Annotated in this window: 17 protein-coding genes and 1 pseudogene; 8 read left to right on the top strand and 10 right to left on the bottom strand. The window is 56.8% G+C overall.

The annotated features are described in order from the left end of the window. The first annotated feature begins 296 nt into the window (after nt 1-296). Nucleotides 297-590: a hypothetical protein gene (locus AB4Z00_RS21510; RefSeq protein WP_442047169.1), complete on the top strand. Its 294-nt coding sequence runs from the start codon at nt 297-299 to the stop codon at nt 588-590. Between the two features lie 107 nt (nt 591-697). Here AB4Z00_RS21510 and AB4Z00_RS21505 read toward each other — a convergent pair whose 3' ends face one another. Beyond that, on the bottom strand, nt 698-1558 hold the full coding sequence (locus AB4Z00_RS21505; protein ID WP_442047168.1) for an MBL fold metallo-hydrolase: 861 nt from the start codon (nt 1556-1558) through the stop codon (nt 698-700). Between the two features lie 608 nt (nt 1559-2166). On the opposite strand from AB4Z00_RS21505, the gene AB4Z00_RS21500 reads away from it, so the two are divergent. Then, nucleotides 2167-3042 carry a hemerythrin domain-containing protein gene (locus tag AB4Z00_RS21500; protein WP_442047167.1) on the top strand — a complete coding sequence of 292 codons (876 nt, stop codon included), beginning with the start codon at nt 2167-2169 and terminating at the stop codon, nt 3040-3042. A gap of 754 nt (nt 3043-3796) precedes the next feature. Here AB4Z00_RS21500 and AB4Z00_RS21495 read toward each other — a convergent pair. Then, nucleotides 3797-4549 (bottom strand): Crp/Fnr family transcriptional regulator, encoded by a 753-nt coding sequence (locus AB4Z00_RS21495; RefSeq protein WP_442047166.1) that lies wholly within the window; start codon nt 4547-4549, stop codon nt 3797-3799. Nucleotides 4550-5776: 1227 nt separating this feature from the next. Here AB4Z00_RS21495 and AB4Z00_RS21490 point away from each other — a divergent pair. The 3 genes from AB4Z00_RS21490 (at nt 5777) to AB4Z00_RS21480 (ending at nt 9739) form a co-directional block, all read left to right on the top strand. After that, nucleotides 5777-6364 carry a cysteine hydrolase family protein gene (locus tag AB4Z00_RS21490; protein WP_442047165.1) on the top strand — a complete coding sequence of 196 codons (588 nt, stop codon included), beginning with the start codon at nt 5777-5779 and terminating at the stop codon, nt 6362-6364. 1565 nt (nt 6365-7929) lie between these two features. Then, the gene (locus tag AB4Z00_RS21485) at nt 7930-8817 is read left to right on the top strand and encodes an iron-containing redox enzyme family protein (protein ID WP_442047164.1); all 888 of its coding nucleotides are present in this window, start codon (nt 7930-7932) and stop codon (nt 8815-8817) included. A 751-nt stretch (nt 8818-9568) separates the two neighbouring features. Continuing rightward, entirely contained in the window at nt 9569-9739 is a 171-nt protein-coding gene (locus AB4Z00_RS21480) for a hypothetical protein (RefSeq protein WP_442047163.1), read from the top strand. A 163-nt stretch (nt 9740-9902) separates the two neighbouring features. Here the strand turns inward: AB4Z00_RS21480 and AB4Z00_RS21475 are convergent, their stop codons facing one another. Then, nucleotides 9903-10475: an opacity protein gene (locus tag AB4Z00_RS21475; RefSeq protein WP_442047185.1), complete on the bottom strand. Its 573-nt coding sequence runs from the start codon at nt 10473-10475 to the stop codon at nt 9903-9905. Between the two features lie 995 nt (nt 10476-11470). Beyond that, nucleotides 11471-11659, bottom strand: coding sequence for a hypothetical protein (locus AB4Z00_RS21470; RefSeq protein WP_442047162.1), 189 nt, complete (start codon nt 11657-11659; stop codon nt 11471-11473). Between the two features lie 411 nt (nt 11660-12070). Here AB4Z00_RS21470 and sciP point away from each other — a divergent pair, with 411 nt between their 5' ends. Next, the gene (gene sciP, locus AB4Z00_RS21465) at nt 12071-12412 is read left to right on the top strand and encodes a CtrA inhibitor SciP (RefSeq protein ID WP_442047161.1); all 342 of its coding nucleotides are present in this window, start codon (nt 12071-12073) and stop codon (nt 12410-12412) included. A gap of 173 nt (nt 12413-12585) precedes the next feature. Here sciP and AB4Z00_RS21460 read toward each other — a convergent pair whose 3' ends face one another. From AB4Z00_RS21460 to AB4Z00_RS21450, 3 genes are read right to left on the bottom strand one after another with little or no spacing between them, the layout of a single operon-like run. Then, nucleotides 12586-13440, bottom strand: coding sequence for a DUF3618 domain-containing protein (locus AB4Z00_RS21460; RefSeq protein WP_442047160.1), 855 nt, complete (start codon nt 13438-13440; stop codon nt 12586-12588). A gap of 3 nt (nt 13441-13443) precedes the next feature. Then, the gene (locus AB4Z00_RS21455) at nt 13444-13890 is read right to left on the bottom strand and encodes a phage holin family protein (RefSeq protein WP_442047159.1); all 447 of its coding nucleotides are present in this window, start codon (nt 13888-13890) and stop codon (nt 13444-13446) included. Beyond that, nucleotides 13887-14438, bottom strand: coding sequence for a hypothetical protein (locus AB4Z00_RS21450; protein ID WP_442047158.1), 552 nt, complete (start codon nt 14436-14438; stop codon nt 13887-13889). Before AB4Z00_RS21450 ends, AB4Z00_RS21455 begins: the two co-directional genes overlap by 4 nt. Nucleotides 14439-15671: 1233 nt before the next feature. Between AB4Z00_RS21450 and AB4Z00_RS21445 the strand changes: the two genes are divergently transcribed. Next, nucleotides 15672-15866: a hypothetical protein gene (locus AB4Z00_RS21445; protein ID WP_442047157.1), complete on the top strand. Its 195-nt coding sequence runs from the start codon at nt 15672-15674 to the stop codon at nt 15864-15866. A 451-nt stretch (nt 15867-16317) separates the two neighbouring features. Here the strand turns inward: AB4Z00_RS21445 and gntA are convergent, their stop codons facing one another. The 3 genes and pseudogenes from gntA to AB4Z00_RS21430 all read right to left on the bottom strand — a co-directional run. Continuing rightward, nucleotides 16318-16998, bottom strand: coding sequence for a guanitoxin biosynthesis heme-dependent pre-guanitoxin N-hydroxylase GntA (gntA, locus tag AB4Z00_RS21440; RefSeq protein ID WP_442047156.1), 681 nt, complete (start codon nt 16996-16998; stop codon nt 16318-16320). 729 nt (nt 16999-17727) lie between these two features. Next, the gene (locus AB4Z00_RS21435; RefSeq protein ID WP_442047155.1) at nt 17728-18039 is read right to left on the bottom strand and encodes a phage integrase N-terminal SAM-like domain-containing protein; all 312 of its coding nucleotides are present in this window, start codon (nt 18037-18039) and stop codon (nt 17728-17730) included. Nucleotides 18040-18193: 154 nt separating this feature from the next. Next, nucleotides 18194-19150: pseudogene (locus AB4Z00_RS21430) on the bottom strand (IS30 family transposase); the annotation flags it as partial. 262 nt (nt 19151-19412) lie between these two features. Here AB4Z00_RS21430 and AB4Z00_RS21425 point away from each other — a divergent pair. Continuing rightward, complete coding sequence (locus AB4Z00_RS21425; protein WP_442047154.1) at nt 19413-20021, top strand: TetR/AcrR family transcriptional regulator; 609 nt, start codon at nt 19413-19415, stop codon at nt 20019-20021. Nucleotides 20022-20325 lie beyond the last annotated feature (304 nt).

Here is a 20325-nt window from a genome sequence, read left to right as displayed (position 1 = left end):
CCGGGGACACCACAGTCCCCGGCCGGTCCATCACAAGATGGATATCGTGACGAAGGAGCGACTGAATTTCTTGCAGGAAGGTAAGAAACTTGCGACGAGACCGGGAAGGGCGGTTCCACAAGGCGCCGAAGCGGGATCTTAGCTTCACAGCATCGCCCGCTGCCTGCCCGGGCGAGACAATCCCCGCACGGGTCCGACGGTTTCGGGCTATTCCGGTTCTGGGCCGAACCACTCACAAGCGCTTCACCAATCCGGCTGATGGGAACCATTACCCTCTGCAACGTCATTAAGCCTTTATGAAACGAAAATACGCCCACCGCCCACGCGCCATCGTAATCGCCGATACGTTCCGCGATGCCGCCCCCCATCTCGAAGATTTGAAGGAGCGGGGATATGAGGTCGAGCTGTTCCTTGACCCGCTCGATGCTCTAGCGGTGTTCGCTCGCTCAATGCCTAAACTCGCCGTAGTCGCCAAGTCATCAAGTAGCCCGGCTCACGATCTTCTGATGGAAGATATGATGACCTATGAAGTAGCGATCGACTTGGCTCTCGACTCTGAACCTCACGCCAATAGGGCCGGAAGTTGCTGAGCACCGGACCATCAACTTCACGCGCAGCAAGGTCAAATCGTTTATGGGGCAGTAGCGTCGGATGACGGGAACGAGGGATAACGAGCTCCGCTCATCATCCGTCTTTCTCAAGAACCGAACCGCTTTTCAGGAGGCCGAGCGTGCTTCTTTTGCATGGCTTGAAGCTCGATTTGATCATGTGAACAAAAAATATCGACGTTGTGGCCGTGCTCCTGTTTGAGGCTGCGCAAACGCCGCTGGTTAGCAAACCTCAAGTTTCGATCCACTTCCATCAGGTTTTGGTAGAACCGCAGGCCCGGGGTGCATTTGCGACGCTCGATGTCCAGTTCGCCGCGGTAGAAATAGGCATCGCCGGCATTTAAAACCCATCCCTCCTGCGTATCTATGGCAACGCCTGCATGTCCCCATGTATGGCCTGGCAATGGGACCATCAGAATTTCTGGCGGCAGTCCGTCCAAGGCAGAAACCCGTTCAAAGCCGAACCAGCGTTCGCCGCCCTTCGCATATGTGCGCCAGTCTACAACCCTGTCCCACTGAACCGGACGGTAACGCCTGCGGGTTATGAAACCGCGCCGCTTATGCTCAGCTGCGGCTCGTTCAGCTTCCATGACATGAACGCGCGCCTGCGGAAAATCCTCGAGGCCGCCGGCATGGTCGAAATCGAGGTGAGTGAGTATAATGTGGCGAACATCTGACGGGGAGAAACCAAGCGCCCGGATTTGGTGGACAGCAGTCTCCTCCATGCGGAAACGTATATTGAGCAAGCCGTGAAAAAATTTGCTCAGTCTTGGATGGGGGCGACGAACATCTTCGGTACCATAGCCGGTATCGATAAGTACAAGTCCCTCGCTCGTTTCGACAAGCTGAACCGCACACGGAATATTGCCGAAAAGGCTTTTACTGAAGCCATCGAACAGTGGCCCGCCAAGTGGGCAGTCGGTTCCACATTTAAGATAATGAATATGCATTCATGATCAACAGCCAGAAGCATTGCTGGTTCCTGGAACGAGGCGTTTTCTAAGCTACTGGTGATATTCAGAGAAGAAGATGATTGAAGTTAGGTCTCTAAGGTAACGAACTTGGCGCAAAGAACGGGCGGGCTCGAAGCGAAAACAAGTGGATCCCTGCTCTCACCTCAACGCTCGCCGCATGGGGGAAAGGAGAAATTCCATGGCCCGGATCGTTGAAGGCTGGCGATCCGACATCCGCCGAAGAGGAATGCCGCCGAAAATAGCCTGCGATGTAAAACGTCTACGATCCAGATATCAAACGATCCCTATTTGCGCCCGGGCCCGTATGTTCGACAAACGGTTCTCTCTGACTGTGACAGGGGCTGCCCGGTAACTCGACAGGCCATCGTTCATCCGGGCTTTGAGCACTCGCCCCAGATTTGTGTCTTCATCTTCCAAAAATTATAGATCGGCATCAATAAGATTAGTATAAAACGTAATAAGACCCAGTTTAAGGAACTTGCCGGGACCGGAAGGAATTACAGTTTAGAGGCGGGCTGTTTCGGCCAGTGAGCAGGCCGGCGGCGCCTTCAGGTAAAAACGATACCGGATTCCAGGAGAGACTGATGTCCTTCATTGACCGAATAGCCGCCGCCGTAGCACCTGCCGCCAGTGATGAGGCCCGCGCGGATGCGCGCCGAAAAATCTGGCTGATCGCTGATGAGGAACCTTGGATCGCCGCAATAGTAGAGCAGCATCAGCTCATTGAGAACTTGATCACAGAGGCGCTTAACGCGTCGGATGTGGCTGCTCGCGAAACTTGCACACGTGATCTCGTTCTACTGCTTACTGCGCACAGTAGCGCAGAAGAGACAGTCGTTTATCCTGATGTTTCTCAATTAGATTCAAAGAGCCATGCCGCGTTGGCCTATGAAGAGCATGCGATGACGAAAATACAGCTTTCTGCGTTGGAAAAGTTGAATCCGGCTGAAAACGAGTGGCGTGAAAAGCTCCTGCATATCAAAAGCGCGCTTCAGCAGCATATTCATCAAGAGGAAAACAGCTGGCTGCCTCGCCTCAGCGAGGTAATGTCCCCTGACGAAAAGCACCGAGTGACAAGCCGCTTCTACGAGGAGTTCGAGCGTTATCATGGCGGGGCAAGGCGGGCCAAGGATGATGAAGAACGATATTCGGAAAATTCCGATGACGCAGACCAGCAGCCGAATACAATGAAGCTGCAAGCCATGCCTAGAGACGGCAGGCCGGGGGCCGCTGATGGCGTGAATACACAGGCAGAATGGGGAACCAGCGGAGGTAGCGACGCTGCCGCGCCTTATCCAAACCCTCACACCGGCAAGGCTGACTCCGAAAAGGACAATATCGCTAGCGGACTTATGGGGCATGGAGGACAGTCCGGCATGGAATACCATGGGGGCGGGCAGCTCGGAAAACGCAACGTCAAGCGCGGCGGCAACATAAACTCCGGCAGCCAAGGCAGCTAAGCACGCCGGCATCGCTGCTAAGTCACTTCGCAAGGCGTAGACACGGGTCGGCTCGCGTGCTTCCGAAGCGTTACGGTAAGGCTTGGCAGTCAATAAACCACCTTGTTTTCTGCTTCGCAAAAGGAAACGTAAGTTTGCTCACGCGGCAAAACCGGCTCGAATTAGGAGGACATAATGGAGCGAGACAAAAATCCCAGCGCCGCAGGGGCGGGGCGGCATGAAGATGAGGAAGATCGCGACGAAAGGCTTAATCCTGGCCAAAACGCTGCGGGTACCAGCGGCGTGGGTGGGACCGCCGGCACACACGGGGGCGAGGCGGCGAAGAAATATCCGCTAACCCGACAAGATAAGGTGCAAGCCGGTTCATGGCGCGACCCGAAATTCGCTCCGCAGGTTCAGGTGGGGCGGGACGATCAAACCCCTCCTGATCCAAGGAACAGCGACCAGAACTAGGGTAGCTAACGGCTAGATTCGGCAACCAGCACGCTGACGGTTTGTGCGCGGTTGTGGGCGGAAAGGCCTAGCTGGGCTTTTCGAAAGCTAAGGACATACCCGGAGCCGATGCGAATGCGAAACCCGGCGAACTGAGAGTTCTTTACCGCGAATGCCGTGCCGGCTCCCATCGCGCCTCTGGTTGCCGATAAGGGCACTCCCGGCTACCATTTCAATATCCGTCTTCGATATCGCCGCCCTGAGCCCGGATAAACCGGGGTCGATCCGACACCGCGAAAAGCAGAGGCGCTTGTGCGCAGCCTCACTGATAGGATTGGCCTGCCGAATCTGGAAGATCCACAAAAAGGTAACTTGCGTCAAAATTAGCATGCGATGCCAAACGGTTCCAATCTTGGATGCCCACTCGGCCCTTTTCGATCAAAAGTCCGCAAGCGACTCTCAGGGCGGCGATGGTCCGGTTGATGTGAACTGTCGTTAAGCCGAGCGCATCGGCGAGTTGCGCCTGTGTGAATGCAACGGGGAAGTTCGTCCTGCTCGCAAGGCCTTGAGCTTCCATCCGAACTCCAAGCTCGCATAAAAGGTGGGCGGTCCGCGTCATAGCATCGGCCCGGCCGATGTTGGCGGTCCATTTAGCCAGCACGGATGCATCGACCACGGTGTCGCGCCAAAACGCCAATGTGAGGTTGGGAAAGGCAGATAACAGTCGTTCAAGACTCGAATGCGGGACCTGGAGAACGGTCGAGGGTACAAGTGCTTGAATGCCCCATGCAGGCATGGGGCTAGGAAGCGAATGCAGATCGGCCATGTCGCCTGGGATGTGAAGAGCTGTGATCTGACGTTTGCCGTCGGCCATTTGATCGAAACGGGCAAGCAATCCGCGAACGACAAGCGTGGAATATGTGACGGCGTGCCCTGGTAAAACCAAGTCGTCCCCACGCGGCGCCACGACCATGCGGCCGCTGAGTGTCGATAAGGCATCGATTTCTTGCTCGGTGAGCAAGGATCTCGAGCATATTCGACGTATGAACAGTTCGACGGCGGATTGTGTCTGCATGTGCGGTCCCGGGCTGGAGTGTTGTCAGCCTAGCAGGGGCCCGGCCGGACCCTTAAAGCGGTTAAGAAGTATCAACGAGGAGACTAATGAGCTGTTTTCTCTCTATGCAACGTTGGTGCAGCTTTCCTCCTTTATGATAAGCCGCCTGCTGCAAAAAAGATCCTCATCGAGGAGCCGAACGGCGGGCACGGACCTGTGCAACTCCACATCCTCGGCGCACCGAAAGTAGCCGCCAATCCCGGTGCCCGTTGAAAAAAAGCGCTGCAGCATACGCAAATTTTTGTCCTTGCAAACAAAGCAAGGCTTCCCACCCGAAGCTGATACACGGGTATCTCGCGGATAAGGTTCACGCAAAGAATCAGACCAGCGAACGGGGGCGGTGCCCGCTGATCTGATCCACCTTGGCAGGCTTGGACACGATGTGCGATTGGTAGACAGAAGAGCAAAGGCAAAATCGGCCAGGTAAGACGATCTTGCTGTGATAAGATGAGTAGGCCTACCTCGGACGAGATGGTGCGTTCTCTTCAAGATTACGCCGTTTCGTTCGTAAAACGACTGCTGGGAGAGCGGCGCTGCTATAAGCTCGACGCGAAAATATGAAGATCGGTGGGCGGCTTCGACATTTCCAGACAATTTCTACGGACAGCATGTCGAGAAGTGGGGCTTGCTCGTTCGGCTTGCGAGCGGCACGGGTTTTGATGAAATAAAACCTAATCTGCGCGAGGGCGAAGTGGCGATCATCCTGGGAAGATGTAGGCTAAGAACGGGAACAATTCCGGTGACGGCAACAAACACGGTGCAGCACTCCATGCCGCCTCCAAGCCAACTTTGCTGACAGCGCGGGATTGCTTCGTAAAGATATGCAAGCGGCCATACCGCAAACCGCAGCAATTGATGCTTGTGAAGGTCCTAACCGTCACGTGCCCGCGCCGCACTGCCTATATACCAACCGCGGGAGCTTTTCCTTGGCAGAGGAATCCGACCTTCATTGGCCGCATTCGCGGTTCCTCGCAGTAGAGTTTCACAGTGGCTGATATGTACTGTTCCGATGTATAGCGGGGTTGCGTGCGTGATTGCGGCCAACACGTTGGCTGCATCATTTAAGTTAATGCACGTCCAGCTATCTTGACCCATGATACTGGATGGTAATGTTGATCAAGCTGATCCTAGTTGGTAAAATCACCCTGATCTGCCGGCCGGTGGTTAGCGCCATAAAGGATGATGCGCATGGTGCAGCAAAAAGACCAGCGAAGCGGCAGCGGGGCGGCTCTGCTCATCATCGACATGGTCAATAAGTTCGATTTTGAAGGGGCCGAAGCGATAATACCGAAGGCGCAGAAAGCCGCGGAAGTCATTACTGTCATTAAAAAGGAGGTGTCCGCCGCAAATTCTCCGGTGATCTACGTGAACGACAATTTCGGGGAATGGCACTCCGACCGCGACCGGCTGATTAGGCATGCCTACGAAGGCGCCAACCCGCTTCATGGAATGATCAGGCCAGAAAAAGACGATTTTTTCATTATCAAGCCGCAGTTCTCAGGCTTCTATGCAACCAACTTGCCAGTTATTCTACCGAAATTGGGCGTTCGAAGGTTGATTTTGGCCGGGGTTGCTACCGATATCTGCATCTTGTTCACTGCTGCAGATGCTCATATGCGAGGTTACGATCTGTGGATACCCGCCAATGCCGTCGCAGCAGAGAATGACCGTAGATCTTGCTGGGCTCTCGACATCATGGCGAACAGCATGGGCGCCGCGATAAACGCTGCCACAGATCGGACAGTTCGTGATTGGATTGCATCCGAGAGAAGCTGATTGAGCCTTTGAAACTCCGCGAGAGACGCAGGTTATATGGAAGGCTCGTTGCTTGAGTAAGCGCTAACTCTCAGTAATACCGGCTAACCGCCCGCACTGATCAGTATTCGCACAAGCATCAGCTGCGATGAGCGCCTCTAATTTGGGAAATATCAACAGTCGCGGGTCTCAGGCTTTCCCTGTCTTCCTCGGCGACCCGGGCGTGTCGATCAGGTCGAAAATGGTCTTCTGCACGAGTCTTGCCATCAGGATGTTCATCTCCGTTCAGGTCCGTTGTCAGATGTCCCGGTAACGAAACGGTCCTGGCGCCGCCTGGGCTGCCGGACAAAGCTCGGGATCGTGAGAATGCCCGTGCCACGAACACAACAAACCCTACTAACGCTAGCTTTTTGAGCATTGCCAAAACCTTTCTAGAGTGCCGTTGCACAGCCCAGCATCAACGCAGCGCAAGTGCTAAGTCTTGAATGCACTCGTGCACTGTGGTGTTTCCATCGATCAGCCGGTTTCGACAAGGACGCAAACTGGGCCATCGGCTAAAGGGCCCGCTGAATATGTAGGCAGGCACGCATGGAACTTACGAACCATCACGAGGCAGGCGGCCGCAGGAGCGGACGGGATGTCTGGATTTTCCGGCCTGAATAAGGAGGCGCAGTGCTGGACAGCGCTGGAAACTGCACAAATCTCCTGCGTCGGGCGGTTCCCTCCTCTTCATGTCAAAGCCATCGGGCCGCCAAACTATCTTGAACAACGCGGATGCGGCGATGGGCAGCAAAAGCGTGCTCTAGCAAGCCGGTGGGCGACATCATAACAGGCACGCCTTCCCGAACTTTTGCTGTATTCAGATGCGCTGCGCTGAGGAGCACGCTGCCGCCGCGCAGCGCATTCCAGCGCCCTTGTTCTCATGGTCTTTGGTTCTCGTATCATATGAACCGGTGAATTGCTGATTGGCGCCCCGAGGCTACAAGCGGCGCCGGAAATTTGTTTGCTTCTCCTTTGCCCCGCCGCCGTCTGATCCTCATCGATAACTCCCGCACGCAGGTCGCCGCCTCCCCATCAGACATCGTGTTACTGCTGTAGGCGACACGCACGCTTGCGCAGCGTCGAGGAGATCAAAATACTGCGTCAGCTCCGGAAGCTTCTAATCACCTTGTCCGTTCGCCAAACCGATCATGCCACTAATTGCGCCGCCGCATCTGATCGCGTTGGAGGTTGTAGGTGATCAGGCTTTGCACCTTGGCGAGTGACGAGTGTCGGGATGCAGAAGAAGCACCTTCGCCGGCGTTCGGCCAAAAGTACGGCGAGGCGCGGCGCTGCCGGGGCACGGCGCACGAGTTACCGGCCATGACTAGTCAGGTCGACGTCCATTCGACAGGACTGCGCCGCGTAGTGGTTCGACAAGAATGTTTGTGACTGAGAGCAAGCAAGATCGGTGGAGAATCGGCGCCGCCTGGAACGCCGCGCCGCTGGGCAGGGCGCCGATCGCGTTTCGCGGTCTGCCGATCAGATCCGCGGCAACCGAAAGCGTCTTTTCGCTGTTACGATCGCAAAGATTTAGAGGATAGACAATGGCGACCCGTTTCAAGCAGTATACCGATGTATCCCAGTTTCTTTCCGACAGTTTTCAGAGGGGGCTCGCCCACTGGAACAAAGAACGCCTTGCCCCTGGACTCGGCCAAGGCGATTGGCAGCGCACGCTTGAGCGTGATCACCGGATGCTACGGCTCGAGGCGGCTTTTCTGGAGGAGTTGCGCTCTGAGATCTGCGCAGAAGCCGCCGCAGTGCCAACCGACCCCGCGGCCTTTCTGAACTGGTTCGAAGAACTTAAAATATCAGGACCGGGTCAGAACGACGATCTATTCCCGTGGCTTGCTCAGCATGCTTCTCCAGACCAGCTAAAGTGGTTCTTTGAACAGGAAGCAGCAGGCGAAGCTGGCTTCGACGACCTTGTCGCCATGACACAGGTCAAGCTACCTGTTGGCCCGAAACTCGAACTTGCACGAAACTACTGGGACGAGATGGGGCGGGGTAACGTTCGCGGAATGCACGGCCCGATGTTGATCGCCCTTTCCGAGACTTTGGAAGTCGAGCCGCTTATCGAAAATACGGTTTGGGAAAGCTTGGCCTTGGCGAACGCTATGACAGCGATGGCGTCGTCTAGACGTCTGGCATGGCATTCGGTCGGGGCGTTGGGTGTTGTCGAACTCACTGCGCCGGGTCGATCGGCAATGGTGGCGCAAGGGCTTAGAAGAATTGGGCTTTCCGATCGGGAACGCCGATATTTCGACCTGCACGCGGTTTTGGACGTAAAGCACAGCGAGGACTGGAACCGGGAGGCACTCTTGCCAGCGGTCGTAGAGGATCCCCGACGTGCCACTGCAATTGCCGAAGGCGCGCTGATTCGTCTGCGCTGCGGCGAGCGATGCTTCGAACGTTACCGCGCCCGCCTTTGGTAGTAACCGCGGGTAGCTACTGGAATTCATCATGCTCATATCGCTGGCAAGGAGCGAGTTCCACAGAGCTGGCTCCTGGTGCCCCGGCGTTCTGTCGCCATGGCCACTGCGAGCAATCAGCGACGACAATCAATGGCATATCCTGACACGCGTTTGTGGGTCCCGATGGGTCGCTCGGGAAAAAATTTGGAGCTTCGCGCTCCTGACAGGCGAAACGAAGGGATTTCGCCGGGCTGACTTGCGCACCCTGTGAGACCCGATCGGTACGAACGGAAAAATATCAATTCGCGCGAGGAAGATCACCGCCAATCCCAGGAGACCCGCGCAAGGGGGACTGGGCTGTCGTTAGCGGCGGCATTGCTCAGCTACAGAGTGGATAGGCAAGGTGTTTCGCGTCAGGCGCCGGCTTCGCAGGCGGCGCTTTGCGGACTGAACAGGATCGCCTCGCTACGCCTCTCCTTTGTCTCTTGCGAGCTTATATCCGCGATCGCAGGACCTAACTGTGCTTCAAAGCCATTTTCACGCAGGCAGCAAACTTCGATCTGGCCCTGTATCGCCGTTTTTTTTCTAAGCCGATCAGCTCGCGGGCGAACTGACCTACGGCCGCAGAGCTGATGGTTTAGGGCGTACGGCCAGCCCGTATATGATCTCGATCGAACAGGCTCGCTGTGAAGGATTGTTGAGCGCGGTCCTTAATCTCGTCAGGGTACCTTTTCCGTCGCGGCGCGTTCACTTTGATAGAAGGAGACGAACCATGTCCAACCCCGATGCACCGAAACAGCCTCCCGCAAACAATCCCGTGGATTCGGCTGACGAAAATAACGGGAATATCCGTAAGACACAGGTTACCGAGCGCAACATGCGAGAAAAGGATCTGCCGCGCGGCAGCGAACCGGAAACCCGGGGATCGAGTGGCGCGCGCTGATCAAATTCATTCGTTTTGTTGCTTGCCATTGGCAAAGAGCTTGCCGGCCGCGGCACATAACCCAGCCCCCTGCTCCCCAGGATGCGGTGAGATGCTCAGATCTCCTGAGGAGCAGGGCCAGGTCCCGATGCTAGATCGCTCCGGGCAGGTTGTCGTGGGCTGATCAGAAGTGCATGATTACACCCGCCATCGGGCGAATGCTGTCGAAATCATAAGTGTCGACTTCGAGGCGTAGCCGAACGCCGCTGTTGCCGGTGACCCCGCCAAGGCCGATGTCCTTCGGACCGACCTCCACGCCGACGCCGTAGATCCAGTCACTGTGGTCAGCATAGGCGCGACGTCCGTTTACCCATTCGTAGCCTGCGGAGGCGTAGACCATTCCGCTATCACCGGCGCGCGCTCCTAGGCGCCCCTTGACTCCGTATTCCCAGTCTATGTCGCTGAAGCCCTTGGCAACATTACCTTCTGCGCCGACGAAAACCGGACCAAGAGGTATGTTGACGCCTGCAACGCCTTGGATCAGCCCGCCGTTCATTTTACCTCCCCGGGGTGAGCCAAATTCGCTACGCCGATCATAGCTGTCGTATCCGCCCATAACCCCAATGTATGGTTCGATGCCAAATGCGGGCGTCCCATCAGGGGCAGTGGCAGTATCCGAGGCTGCGCCAGTGTCTTGAGCATTGACAGTCGCGGGAAGGGCTGCCGCAATAACAGCGGCGAGAAATGCTGCTTTGATCATACTCTACTCCTCGAGGTCCTAGAAGCCGGTTTAAAAATTGACGCGCACAGATTTGATATCCACCAGCGATAGGCTCATCATCGCTTGACGACTGCTGAGAAACTCGCTCGCTTGCTGGATCTGTCTATCGATGAGAGGAAGCGATTTGCTCGCTCTATAGTTCCGGGGGTGTTGCTCATGCCTTCTTCACTGTGGCATTGATGTGACATAGCCGCGCAGAGCTGGCGAGAGCTTCTAAACAGTAGCAGAACGCGGCCGCGGATAATGTCGAGCGCTGTAACCACCTCCGCCGAGCGAGGTAGCAGCGTTCCTGAAGAATGAATAAGGCTTGCCGGACAAAACGGCGTTTAGGGTTAAACCCTCTTTGCTTGGCTCCGCGCTTGAAGCGCTCCTAACGGCCCGAAGTCATATTCCTCGGGAAATTCTGGCAGAGACAGAAAGCGAGGAAGGGGCCGCCTGAGGGTTAGGGAGCTCCGACAACCCCTTCCTTGCTTAGCCGAGAGGCGATGCTGGGCAACCGTTACCTCGTCAACGTTCCTTTGCAAATGCAATAAGCCAGAGAAGGGTTCCAGTACCTGATGCAGGTTATCGAAGATATCCCCAAAGCATTTGACCGAGAAATTCAGTACGACTTTTGTCGGGAAGGTTCCGACTAAATACTTTCCGATGAAACGACCGGCTCAACGAAAACAGCCGGCGATTGCGAAGCAGGCATCAATTTGTATCTAGCGAGATATACGTCGCGTGTCCCGCAAGTTATCTGATGCCCCTCGGTATATGGCATGGATCCGGCGCCGGCTGCGCGGATCACAAGAGAATACGTGAGCCGCCGGCGAATGGTTGTTCGCCGCTACGGTCTCGCCATTTAGAGTTTCATGCCGATTAATCGGCGGCAAATTCATGCAGGGCCTGCCCTCAAAGCAATGCAGCGCAAGTGCCTTTCGAGCTGCGTCGGGGCGTCTTCCGACTTGCCACGTCAGATCCGTCGTATTTCAATCACCGTTCAGGCCTTTGCGCTGTGCCACGCCAGTCTTTTCATTGTCCATTTCATTTACGTGGGATACGTTGTAACCAACAAATATGGCCACTATGATCGCGATGATTGCAGCGGCGACGAATATCCCAGCCTTTCCTTTGCGCTTGGAGCTGGGCTCGTCCGGTCCTTTTCTCCTGTTCGACATTGTATTTCCTTTTGAGTAAATAATTCCGGCCACGACAATTTATCGGGTCCGCCTATCCTGAAGTTTGCGCTGTGGCGATGGTTCCCCGCTGGAGAGCATAACGAGGGTAAACCGCGGTGGAACTGGAGCGGGCCGATCCCCGCCTGCCTAGCGAGCAGGTATGTTTAGATTGTCCAGCTGCGTGCTGAAAAGCGCGGGCAAGGGCGAGGTGAGCCTCAGGAGCCTATCGTTCAGAAAGGAACGCGAGACGTTGGGCAATTGCATCATAGAGGCTGTAGGTTCTCGGCCGCTGGCATGAGCGATGCAAGATCCTATAATCGCTCGTTCGTAACGAGACATTAACCTGGAATCTGTTAATGCCTGATGATCCGCACTACGGACCACGTTTGCTTGTAAGTAGAAGTAATACCGATGATTGAACTGGAAGAACTATCCCGACCCGCCTGTGTTATCGGCCCGGTCGGCGAACCTCTTACGCTCGAGACCCTTCCTCCGCAAAATACGCGCTGGGTTGCCCGTCGCAAGGCGGAAGTGGTCGCTGCTGTGGATGGGGRACTTCTCACAATTGCGGAGGCGTGCGAACGATACCTTCTGACCGCAGAGGAGTTTTCATCCTGGCAGCGCGACGTGGGCCGATCAGGTTTGAAAGGTCTGCACGTTTCGCGCATCCAGTTCTATCGGCAAAAATATGAAAGCGCGGGCAGGGCGGTCGCCAAGCCTGCTGGACGAAATCGTCCGCTGCGAACAGATTGAAGAGCCCCGCCTATCTCTTCAGCTGCGCATCAGCGAGCCAGTCAATTCGCTCTATTCGCAGCAGTAGGTCTGTAAGAGAAAGCTGGCCGCCCGAAATGTGAGGGATGTCGCTGCTCTTTACGAAGCAGCGACATCGATTGGCTAACGCGACAGCGAAGACGTCGCGGTTCAACTTAAGCGCGCTGATCTTCCACATTCTCAGCCCCCGGCATGTCAGGCGACGGGCGCGGCTGCGCTGCATCGATTAGATTGTCCTTCATTTCACGCGCAGCATTCTTTGCATGGTCGACCTGGTCAGACGCGGCAGACCGGGCCTTCTCTCCTATTTGCCCGAGCGCGCGCTGTTCGGCCTCTGTTTCGGGCAGCAGGCTGCCTAGGATTGCTCCGGCAGCAGCTGCTATCAGGCCCCCGATGAGCGGATTGCTGTTGTAGAGGTCTTGGCTCTTGCGAACCGCCGATCCCACCGCTTCGCGGCTGCCACTTACAACCGCGTCGCTGGCTTGGCGGGTGCTATCGGCCCAAGCGCGGCGGCGGCTTCGAAATGCTTCAGCCGCTTCATCAAGCTTTTGTTGAAAGCTGTGCTCGTCCTCGTCATGGCGCCGTTCGAGCATGAAGTAATTGGCCCGCGCAGCGTCGCGCCGTCGTTGATAGTCCAGAGGATTTTCGCCATCGCGCATTTCGATGCGTTCCATATGGGAAATGTAGTCGCGGTGATGCAGGTCGGGGTTATCTGCCGGGTCTGCTGGATTTCCGGAGCGCCGCGACCCAGGGATCTTGGCATCGTTGTCGCTTACAAGCCAAATTGCACCGCCTGCTATCATCGCCAGCGCCAGCGGGTTGCGCCGAGCACCGTCCAATAGCATTCGTGCATCGACATCATTGCTCTCGGCTTTGTCCAGCAAGGCGTTTAAAAAATTTCTTGGGGTGAGCTGATCTCCGATCGCATCGACTGTTCGGCTCATTTCTTCTTGAGTACGGCGAATGTCGCGCTCAATTTCTGCCGGCTCCTGGTGTGTGTGTTCGTTCATGGTCTATGCTCCGGGAGTAAGGTCGCCGCGCAGCGCGTCGGGTGTGCGCCCAAGCGTCCTTTGACTGCGTTCGGGTGACAGGCTCGCCGCATTCATCTTCTTGCGGGCAAGTAGATAGAGAATAGCGGCCAGAACGAGGGTCACGGCGCCAACAATCAGTGTAGCCAAAGCTTGATTGTGGATCGCGTCCGCCAGTAGATAGGCAAGCCCCATCAGTAGTACGCCAAGGCCGGCGACGCCGACTACGGCTGCGCCCAGCATGCCGGCGACCGCAACCTTAAGCTCGGTGACAGATTCCCGCACTTCAGCAAGGATAAGTTGCAATTGTTGTTCTGCGAGGTGAGAACCCTGGCTGGTGAGCCGGCGAACCAGATCCACGATGTTATTCGAACCTTGTGCTGAGCTCTCAGGCACCGCGTCACTCGCGATTGTGGCTGAATTGTCTGTCATAGGGAGGTCCCCACGGCTTGCGGCGATACCGCGCTGGGCGTGCCTCCCCCGTCGGTAACACTCATCAGCGGCGCGGCATTGGTACCCTCATAGAAAGACGGGTTGGGTCGTCCGGCCGCTAAACGGTCTCCCATTCCAGGACTTGGGGAGCCAGATGACCGACCAGCTCCGGCCTTAAAAACGCGCGACGCGGCAAAACCCAGAAGCGCACAGCCGGCAAGAAATCCTTCCGGACTCTGCCGGGCAAAGCGCTGCACATCGCGGAGCAGTTCGGCGGTATCCTTTTGCTCGGCAGCGCTCGCCAGATCGCCGACGGCTTTTGCCCCCTGCTCCAGAGCGGACTTCAACCAGGTCGGTGCGCGTTCTGGCAGCCCCCTGGCCGCGCCCTCAAGTGCGCCGGACGCCTCATGGGCCTGATCGACTAGCTCATCCTTGCGAATATCAGCTTCGGACTGTAATCGCTCGGTTGCCGCTTCGGCCACATGCTCGGCGCCCGCCCGGAGTTCGCCGCGCAAGTTGGCCGTGCCTCGCACATCTGGATCTTGCATGGTCGGTCCTCCTCATAAGTGTTACGGCACAAGATCAGCGCCAAGGCGTTTGTTCCGCCGCATTAACACGCATCAATTTGAGCCGATGCTGGCAGCTTCCGGAAGTTTGATAATTCGACGAGGCTTCGGTCGGGCTATCGGGATCGCTGACAGGCTTTATCCTGGGTCATGCATGCTTCCTCACGTTAAAAAGTAATTTTTTTGCTCATCCTCTGTAGGGCGCTTCATTGGTTGTGAGTTAGCCTTCGTGCGCCGCTTGCTGATGCGCTGGCTAATAGGCTGTCGGCCGGTCCGGGGCGCAGCGGTTCAGTTTCGTCCGGAGGTCAATTCACTGCATTCGCGAACGTCAAAGCCTTCCCGCACGTTGTCGGTGGACCACGCTGCCGGAGCTCAGGTCTCGGACGTTAAGGCTCTCTAGGCCATTTGGGCAAAACAGTAGCCCTCCCTGCAGGTCATCGTCGCTCATAACGTTCGTGCCATATTGTTTGCTAAAGCTTCAGAATACATCGCCCGCGGTTCGCGGGCCTTCCCGATCAGCGAATTGTCGGGAAGCACATTCTTTGGCTCGATCCACCGCATCCTGCTCGTCGCTGCGATCACAAGAGGGTTGAGGAATGTCCCTTTGATCCATTTTTGCTCATGGATCCGAGCAGCGCATTTCCTGGATAACGTGGTTGCCACAGCATCGAGCTGGGGGTGCCGCGAAGTTTCCGCCTTGGCAACCATCCGCATATATATGGGGCGTCGATGATGGTGCTTGGGCGCTTGGCACTGTGCAATGGCTACAAAGTTCAGTGCTGACCTTCATGGCGTTTTGCCGCTTGAGTGGAAGCTCGCCGGTTCGTTGCGCGCGGCTTGCCGATATGCTCGAGATAGGGATTTAATTCCCCGGATATGGGCGAGTACGCTGATAGTCTTGGACGATGACCGCGCGGATATTTATCCCACGAGGAACGCCTTGAAGGAAGACTAGGCCAAGCTCAGCCATTGGCCCGTGATGGACTTATAGTCTCGGGCACTGACAGTGCGGCATTCGCCCTATCAACCACCCGGGGATGATCCTCCGGACTGCAGGAAACGGTACTTGATCCGGATTGAAGAGCGCAAATGGGGGCCGGAACGAGCATACAAAGCAAGCCGAGCGAGCCTTGCGATTCCCTAGAGCGAACGGCCGAAGAAAAGTCTGGCATTTTCTGTTAGGAGATCGCGCCTATCGTTCCGGAGAACATTCATATGCATAACATGACCTATGGCGAACTGATCGAGCACGCGCGCCGTTTGCACGTCCTTGCATCTTCCAGAGCAGGCACTCACAATGATCTGGTGCAACTACGAGACCTCGTGCCGCGCTTGATTGAAGCAGTCCGCGAGCTGAGCGAGGATGACCAGGATGAAAAGGGATTTACCCCCCCAAGTGAGCCTGGCTGATTTTTTCACAGCCGAGAGGCACTTGATACATAAACGGGGCCGTGGCCGGTGGCGGAGATGGGCCCGCCGCCACCGGCARCTGAGCATAGCGGCATGCTCAGCTTCCACCCCCGTGGTATTAAAAAGTGTAACTATCAAATTGGCGCTTGCAAGTACCCAAAAGGATGATGCTTTGCAAGCGGCAGCAGGCCGGCAGATCTGCTGCTACCGCTTCAAGATATTCCCATGACGCTCGGTGATGTTCGCGGTGGCGCAAGCGGTTCTAGTCGCGCCCGCTGCCGCCGGACGCCTGCACCATTTGCTTAGTTCGAGCCGGGCCTAGCGCATTGGCTGGACGGGTTTGGTCGGTGATTTTAGTGTAATTGCGTCAGGCGCGCCCCGTATCGGGCGCAAAGCACGCTCCGTGGGCCTGACGCTTGGACCGGCAGAGACATCGCTGATAAAGGTACAGCTACTGGTTTCTGGGGTCGCGGTAAGGACATTGCCATGCCGGGCTTACGGAACGGCCGCTGTATTGCGCGGCTTCGCTGGTTTCTCCGTGACGCGCCAGCATGGGGTTCATGGATCCAGCAAGCTTTAAATCGCGATCAAGGATCGCAGCGCGCATCTTCTCGTACTTACCTTGCTCGCGCAGTTTGACGAATTGATCATGAAGATTGAACACCAGCACGGGGCAGTCGAAACGGCGAGCCGGACGACTAGCACCGGGGTGCATGCCGACAATGAAGAAGGCTTCGCCGCCGAAGCTGAGAGAAAAGTGTGGATTTTCCGGATCGCTGCTGACGCTTTCGTCATGCTGGACACCTAACCACGCGTCCTTATCAGCAAGCGATTGCACGCGCTCCCAAAGATGCTTCTCGAACTCTCGTTCAGCGAACACTTCCTTGTCCTGGAAAATGAAAGCGAGACTTCGGAATAGCGAGGGCTCCTCGCGGTAATCCTGCGACCAATCGAGCAGTCGCTCGTAGATTACCAGATCATCCCAGCTACTGGCTATCGACCGGCACACGGCAGTCGCCAGACTGCCTTTGGCCAAAGCAGACTTCGCTCCGACGCAGGGAAATTGGGGAGATTCGATAAAGGAACGGAAGCGCCGCTCAACGTCGCTGTCCTCTTCGGATTTGAACGCCACGCCATCCTCTCGCTTTTGTTATTCCGTATAAAAACATTGGCGAGCAAAGAGTTTCCACAAGTCAGCGTAAGTGAGGGTTCTATGATTGCAGRCATGTCGCAAAATGTCGGCGGCAGAAGGCGGCAGCAAAGCCGCTGCCCGGCGCGGCGGAAGGCGGCCTCTGTTCCGGGACTCTCTAAGGGCAAATGCGACGCCGTTCACTCGGATGACAGGCGCTCTGAAAGTACGAGGCAGTTGCTTGTTCGGTGGGAAGATGGCGTTGTGTCAAGTTGACAACGGCGGACGTGTAAACATAGATTAGCGAATCGACGCGCTACTGCCGCCGCGGCGGACTGCATACTGCTTTTACAGGTTTCATCGAACAGGGTGACGCCGGATTAAAGCTATATACAAAGCGGAACCAGTAGCGCGTGCGCTTTGATGATGCGAAGAGGATGCCGGACACTTTGCCAAAGGCCGCTTTTTGGCCGCTCGAAGCCGAGCGGCTGGGCTAAGGGGAACGTGACTCGCCTCGCGCTCTACTTAATTTAACGCGTTCTGCGATCATGCTCCGACATGTCCGGCGAAACGCATATTTTGCTTTCGGAGCGATGATGTATTTGATAACGAGACCAAGAGTACGGCGGGTCTTTTCAACGTTTTTGCGACCGTTTGCGGAACATCGCCGTACTCACATCATCGCGAACTCGTTGCAACGGCCGGTAAAGAGGGCTCGGTTAGCGATTTTCTCTATGATCTTATTGCGATATAGTCTTCGAGAGAGAGACGGCCGATCCAGTGTGCGCGTGAAGAAAAACGCAACGCTACAACGACGCTGTTCATGGGTCGCGTCGGCATTCCAGCTTCGCGTCGCTGGACCTGAAAACGGTGTAGGTCTTCCGTAGTCCCGCTGTTGGGAGGCCGCCCAAGCCAGGCTACGAAGCCTACGACGTCGCCGATATAATTGCGCTTTGTCTCGATTGAGAAGTGGCGCAGTTCCATCTCTTCGATCAGACGCTGGCGCAGCGGGATGATGAGGACGGCGCAGATAGACTCGGTCATCGTTCAACTCCTTGCTTGAAAGGAGCCGAACTGCTCGACCAACCGCCCGCGAAGCTCGGTTCCCAAACGACCCACGATCCGCGCAGGACCTCGCCGATTACGCTTTCCAGGAAGCGGTTCGTGAAACGGGCAGCGAAAAATTCCAGCCGAACGGCAAAGAGCCCAGTTTGGCCTGGCTGTATAGCGACAGATCGGTGCCTTCAGGGAAATACTGTCGAAGCAGGCGATTGGTGTTTTCGTTGGAGCCTCGTTGCCAAGGCGATTGTGGATCGCAGAAATAGACTTGGACATCGGTGGCGAGGGTAAGGCGCGGATGATCGGCCAGCTCCTTGCCGCGATCCCACGTGAGCGACTGGTAGAGTTCGCGCGGCAGGCGCTGCGTCTGCCGGATCGGTGCCGACACGACTCTCCTGGTGTCTTTGTTGGCAACTTTGACCAGCATCACGTCGCGCGAATGGCGTTCGACCAGCGTCGCGATGTAGCTGTTCTTCGTGCCTCCGATCAGATCGCCTTCCCGATGGCCGGGAACGGCGCGATCCTCGACCGACCCGGGGCGTTCGCTGATCGACACGGCATTCTTGATCTGGCCGAGGCCATCGCGCTTGAGGCCAGCGTGCCAGGATCTGCGGATGGCACGCCGGGCGCGCAGATGCTCCAGCAGTTCCTTCTTCAGAAACCCGCGAGCCTGAATGTACAGGCTTCTGTAGATGGTCTCGTGCGACGCCTGCCGATGCGGCTCCTCGGGAAAGCTGCGCCTGAGCCACCCCGCTATCTGTTCCGGAGACCATTTACGGCGCAGCTTGTCCGATACTGCCTGCGCCAGTTGCGGCGAACAAGCCAGCTTGCAGGGTTTGGGCCGCAAGGCACGATCCCATGCCCCCTGATCGAACACCGTGGCACCATACCGCGTGAAGCCGCCATTGCGACTGACTTCACGACCGATTGTGGAAGGTGCCCGGCCCAATCTCCGTGCTATTGCCCGCAAAGGCTCGCTGACACTCAGACCGCGCGATATTTCTTCCCCCTCCGGAAGGCTCAGGGTGCAACTGCCGCGCTTGCGATCGGCAGGCCGGATACCGCCGGTCGGCGAGATCACCGAGAATACCGACGATGAGACACCGCTCCGCTTAAGAGGGGGGCAAGTCAATGGCCGCTATTTGCAGAAGCGTCATCCAAGAGCAAAGGCGAACTACGTAGGTTGGTCGATAGCTTCGGAAAGCTGCCTTTCCGAACCTCGGGAACGAGGTGTCGCGGCTGAGTGGAGGCAAAGGGTCGTTATAGAGCGCTTGACGTCGCCCAGCGAGCGTCTCTTCCAAGTCGCCTAATTGCCGGCACCGTTCATTCAGGTCTATGCAAGGGAGCATGACCATTGATTGCAATTCAACAACCGCAACATGCCCCGCGTAGTAGACCATGACGAGCGACGTCTGCAGATCGCCCAGGTCGTGGACCAGCTGGTCTATGAACAGGGGGTTCAGGCCGTCACGATCCGCGAAGTCGCTTCCCGCGTCGGATACAGCACCACGGTCGTTTCCCACTACTTCAGCAGCAAGCTAGAAATGCTGGTCTTCACCCATCAGGTCGCGCGCCGGATGGCCGAAAAGCTGATCGACGAGGCCGTCCGGACCAATCGTCCCCTGATCGAAACGCTGGAAGAGCTGCTGCCAACCACGGAAGAGCGCTGGCGCAACTGGCACACCTGGTTCGCCTTCTGGGGCATGGCACCGGCCGAACCTAACGTGACGCGCGAATGGCGCGAAGGCACCAGCAATGCGCACTATCTATTCCTGCGTCTCATCGAGAGCGCTCAAGACGCCGGGCAATTCCCCGAAGCCGTCGATTGCGTACTGGCAGCGACCCGCATCCAGATTTTCGTCAACGGGATAGCCTCGCTCGTGTCGCAGGACCGTACCGGATGGCCGCCCGAGCGCCAGAAGCAAACGCTGCGCGACCTGCTCCAGAGCGTTTTCCCGCTCCACTGACGCCGCCTCTCTACAATCCGGTCTGAGCGCATTGCCGCGGCCGCCCCACCGTGCGTGGCCTCGCTAAAGTGCGAGGTGTCGACCGGCGATTCTTTATGCACATTCGTTGTACAACAAACCGACATAAAAATGCCTGCCATGTTTCGGTAGGGAAATGTGGAGAATTGAGGCGCGGCAAGAAGGCTCGAAAATCGGGAGCGCTTCAAAAGAGGGGGAGAGAATGGTCAGTTTCCTGTACACCTGCGCCGCTGCGCGCGCGACTGCCGTCTGCTTGGTCACTACCGTTGTGCTCACCGCCTCTCCC

It is taken from the genome of Novosphingobium sp. YAF33 (assembly GCF_052113265.1).
Taxonomy (GTDB): domain Bacteria; phylum Pseudomonadota; class Alphaproteobacteria; order Sphingomonadales; family Sphingomonadaceae; genus Novosphingobium.
The sequence above is the reverse complement of the archived record's forward strand: the minus strand, read 5'-3'. Positions and strand labels throughout refer to the sequence as shown.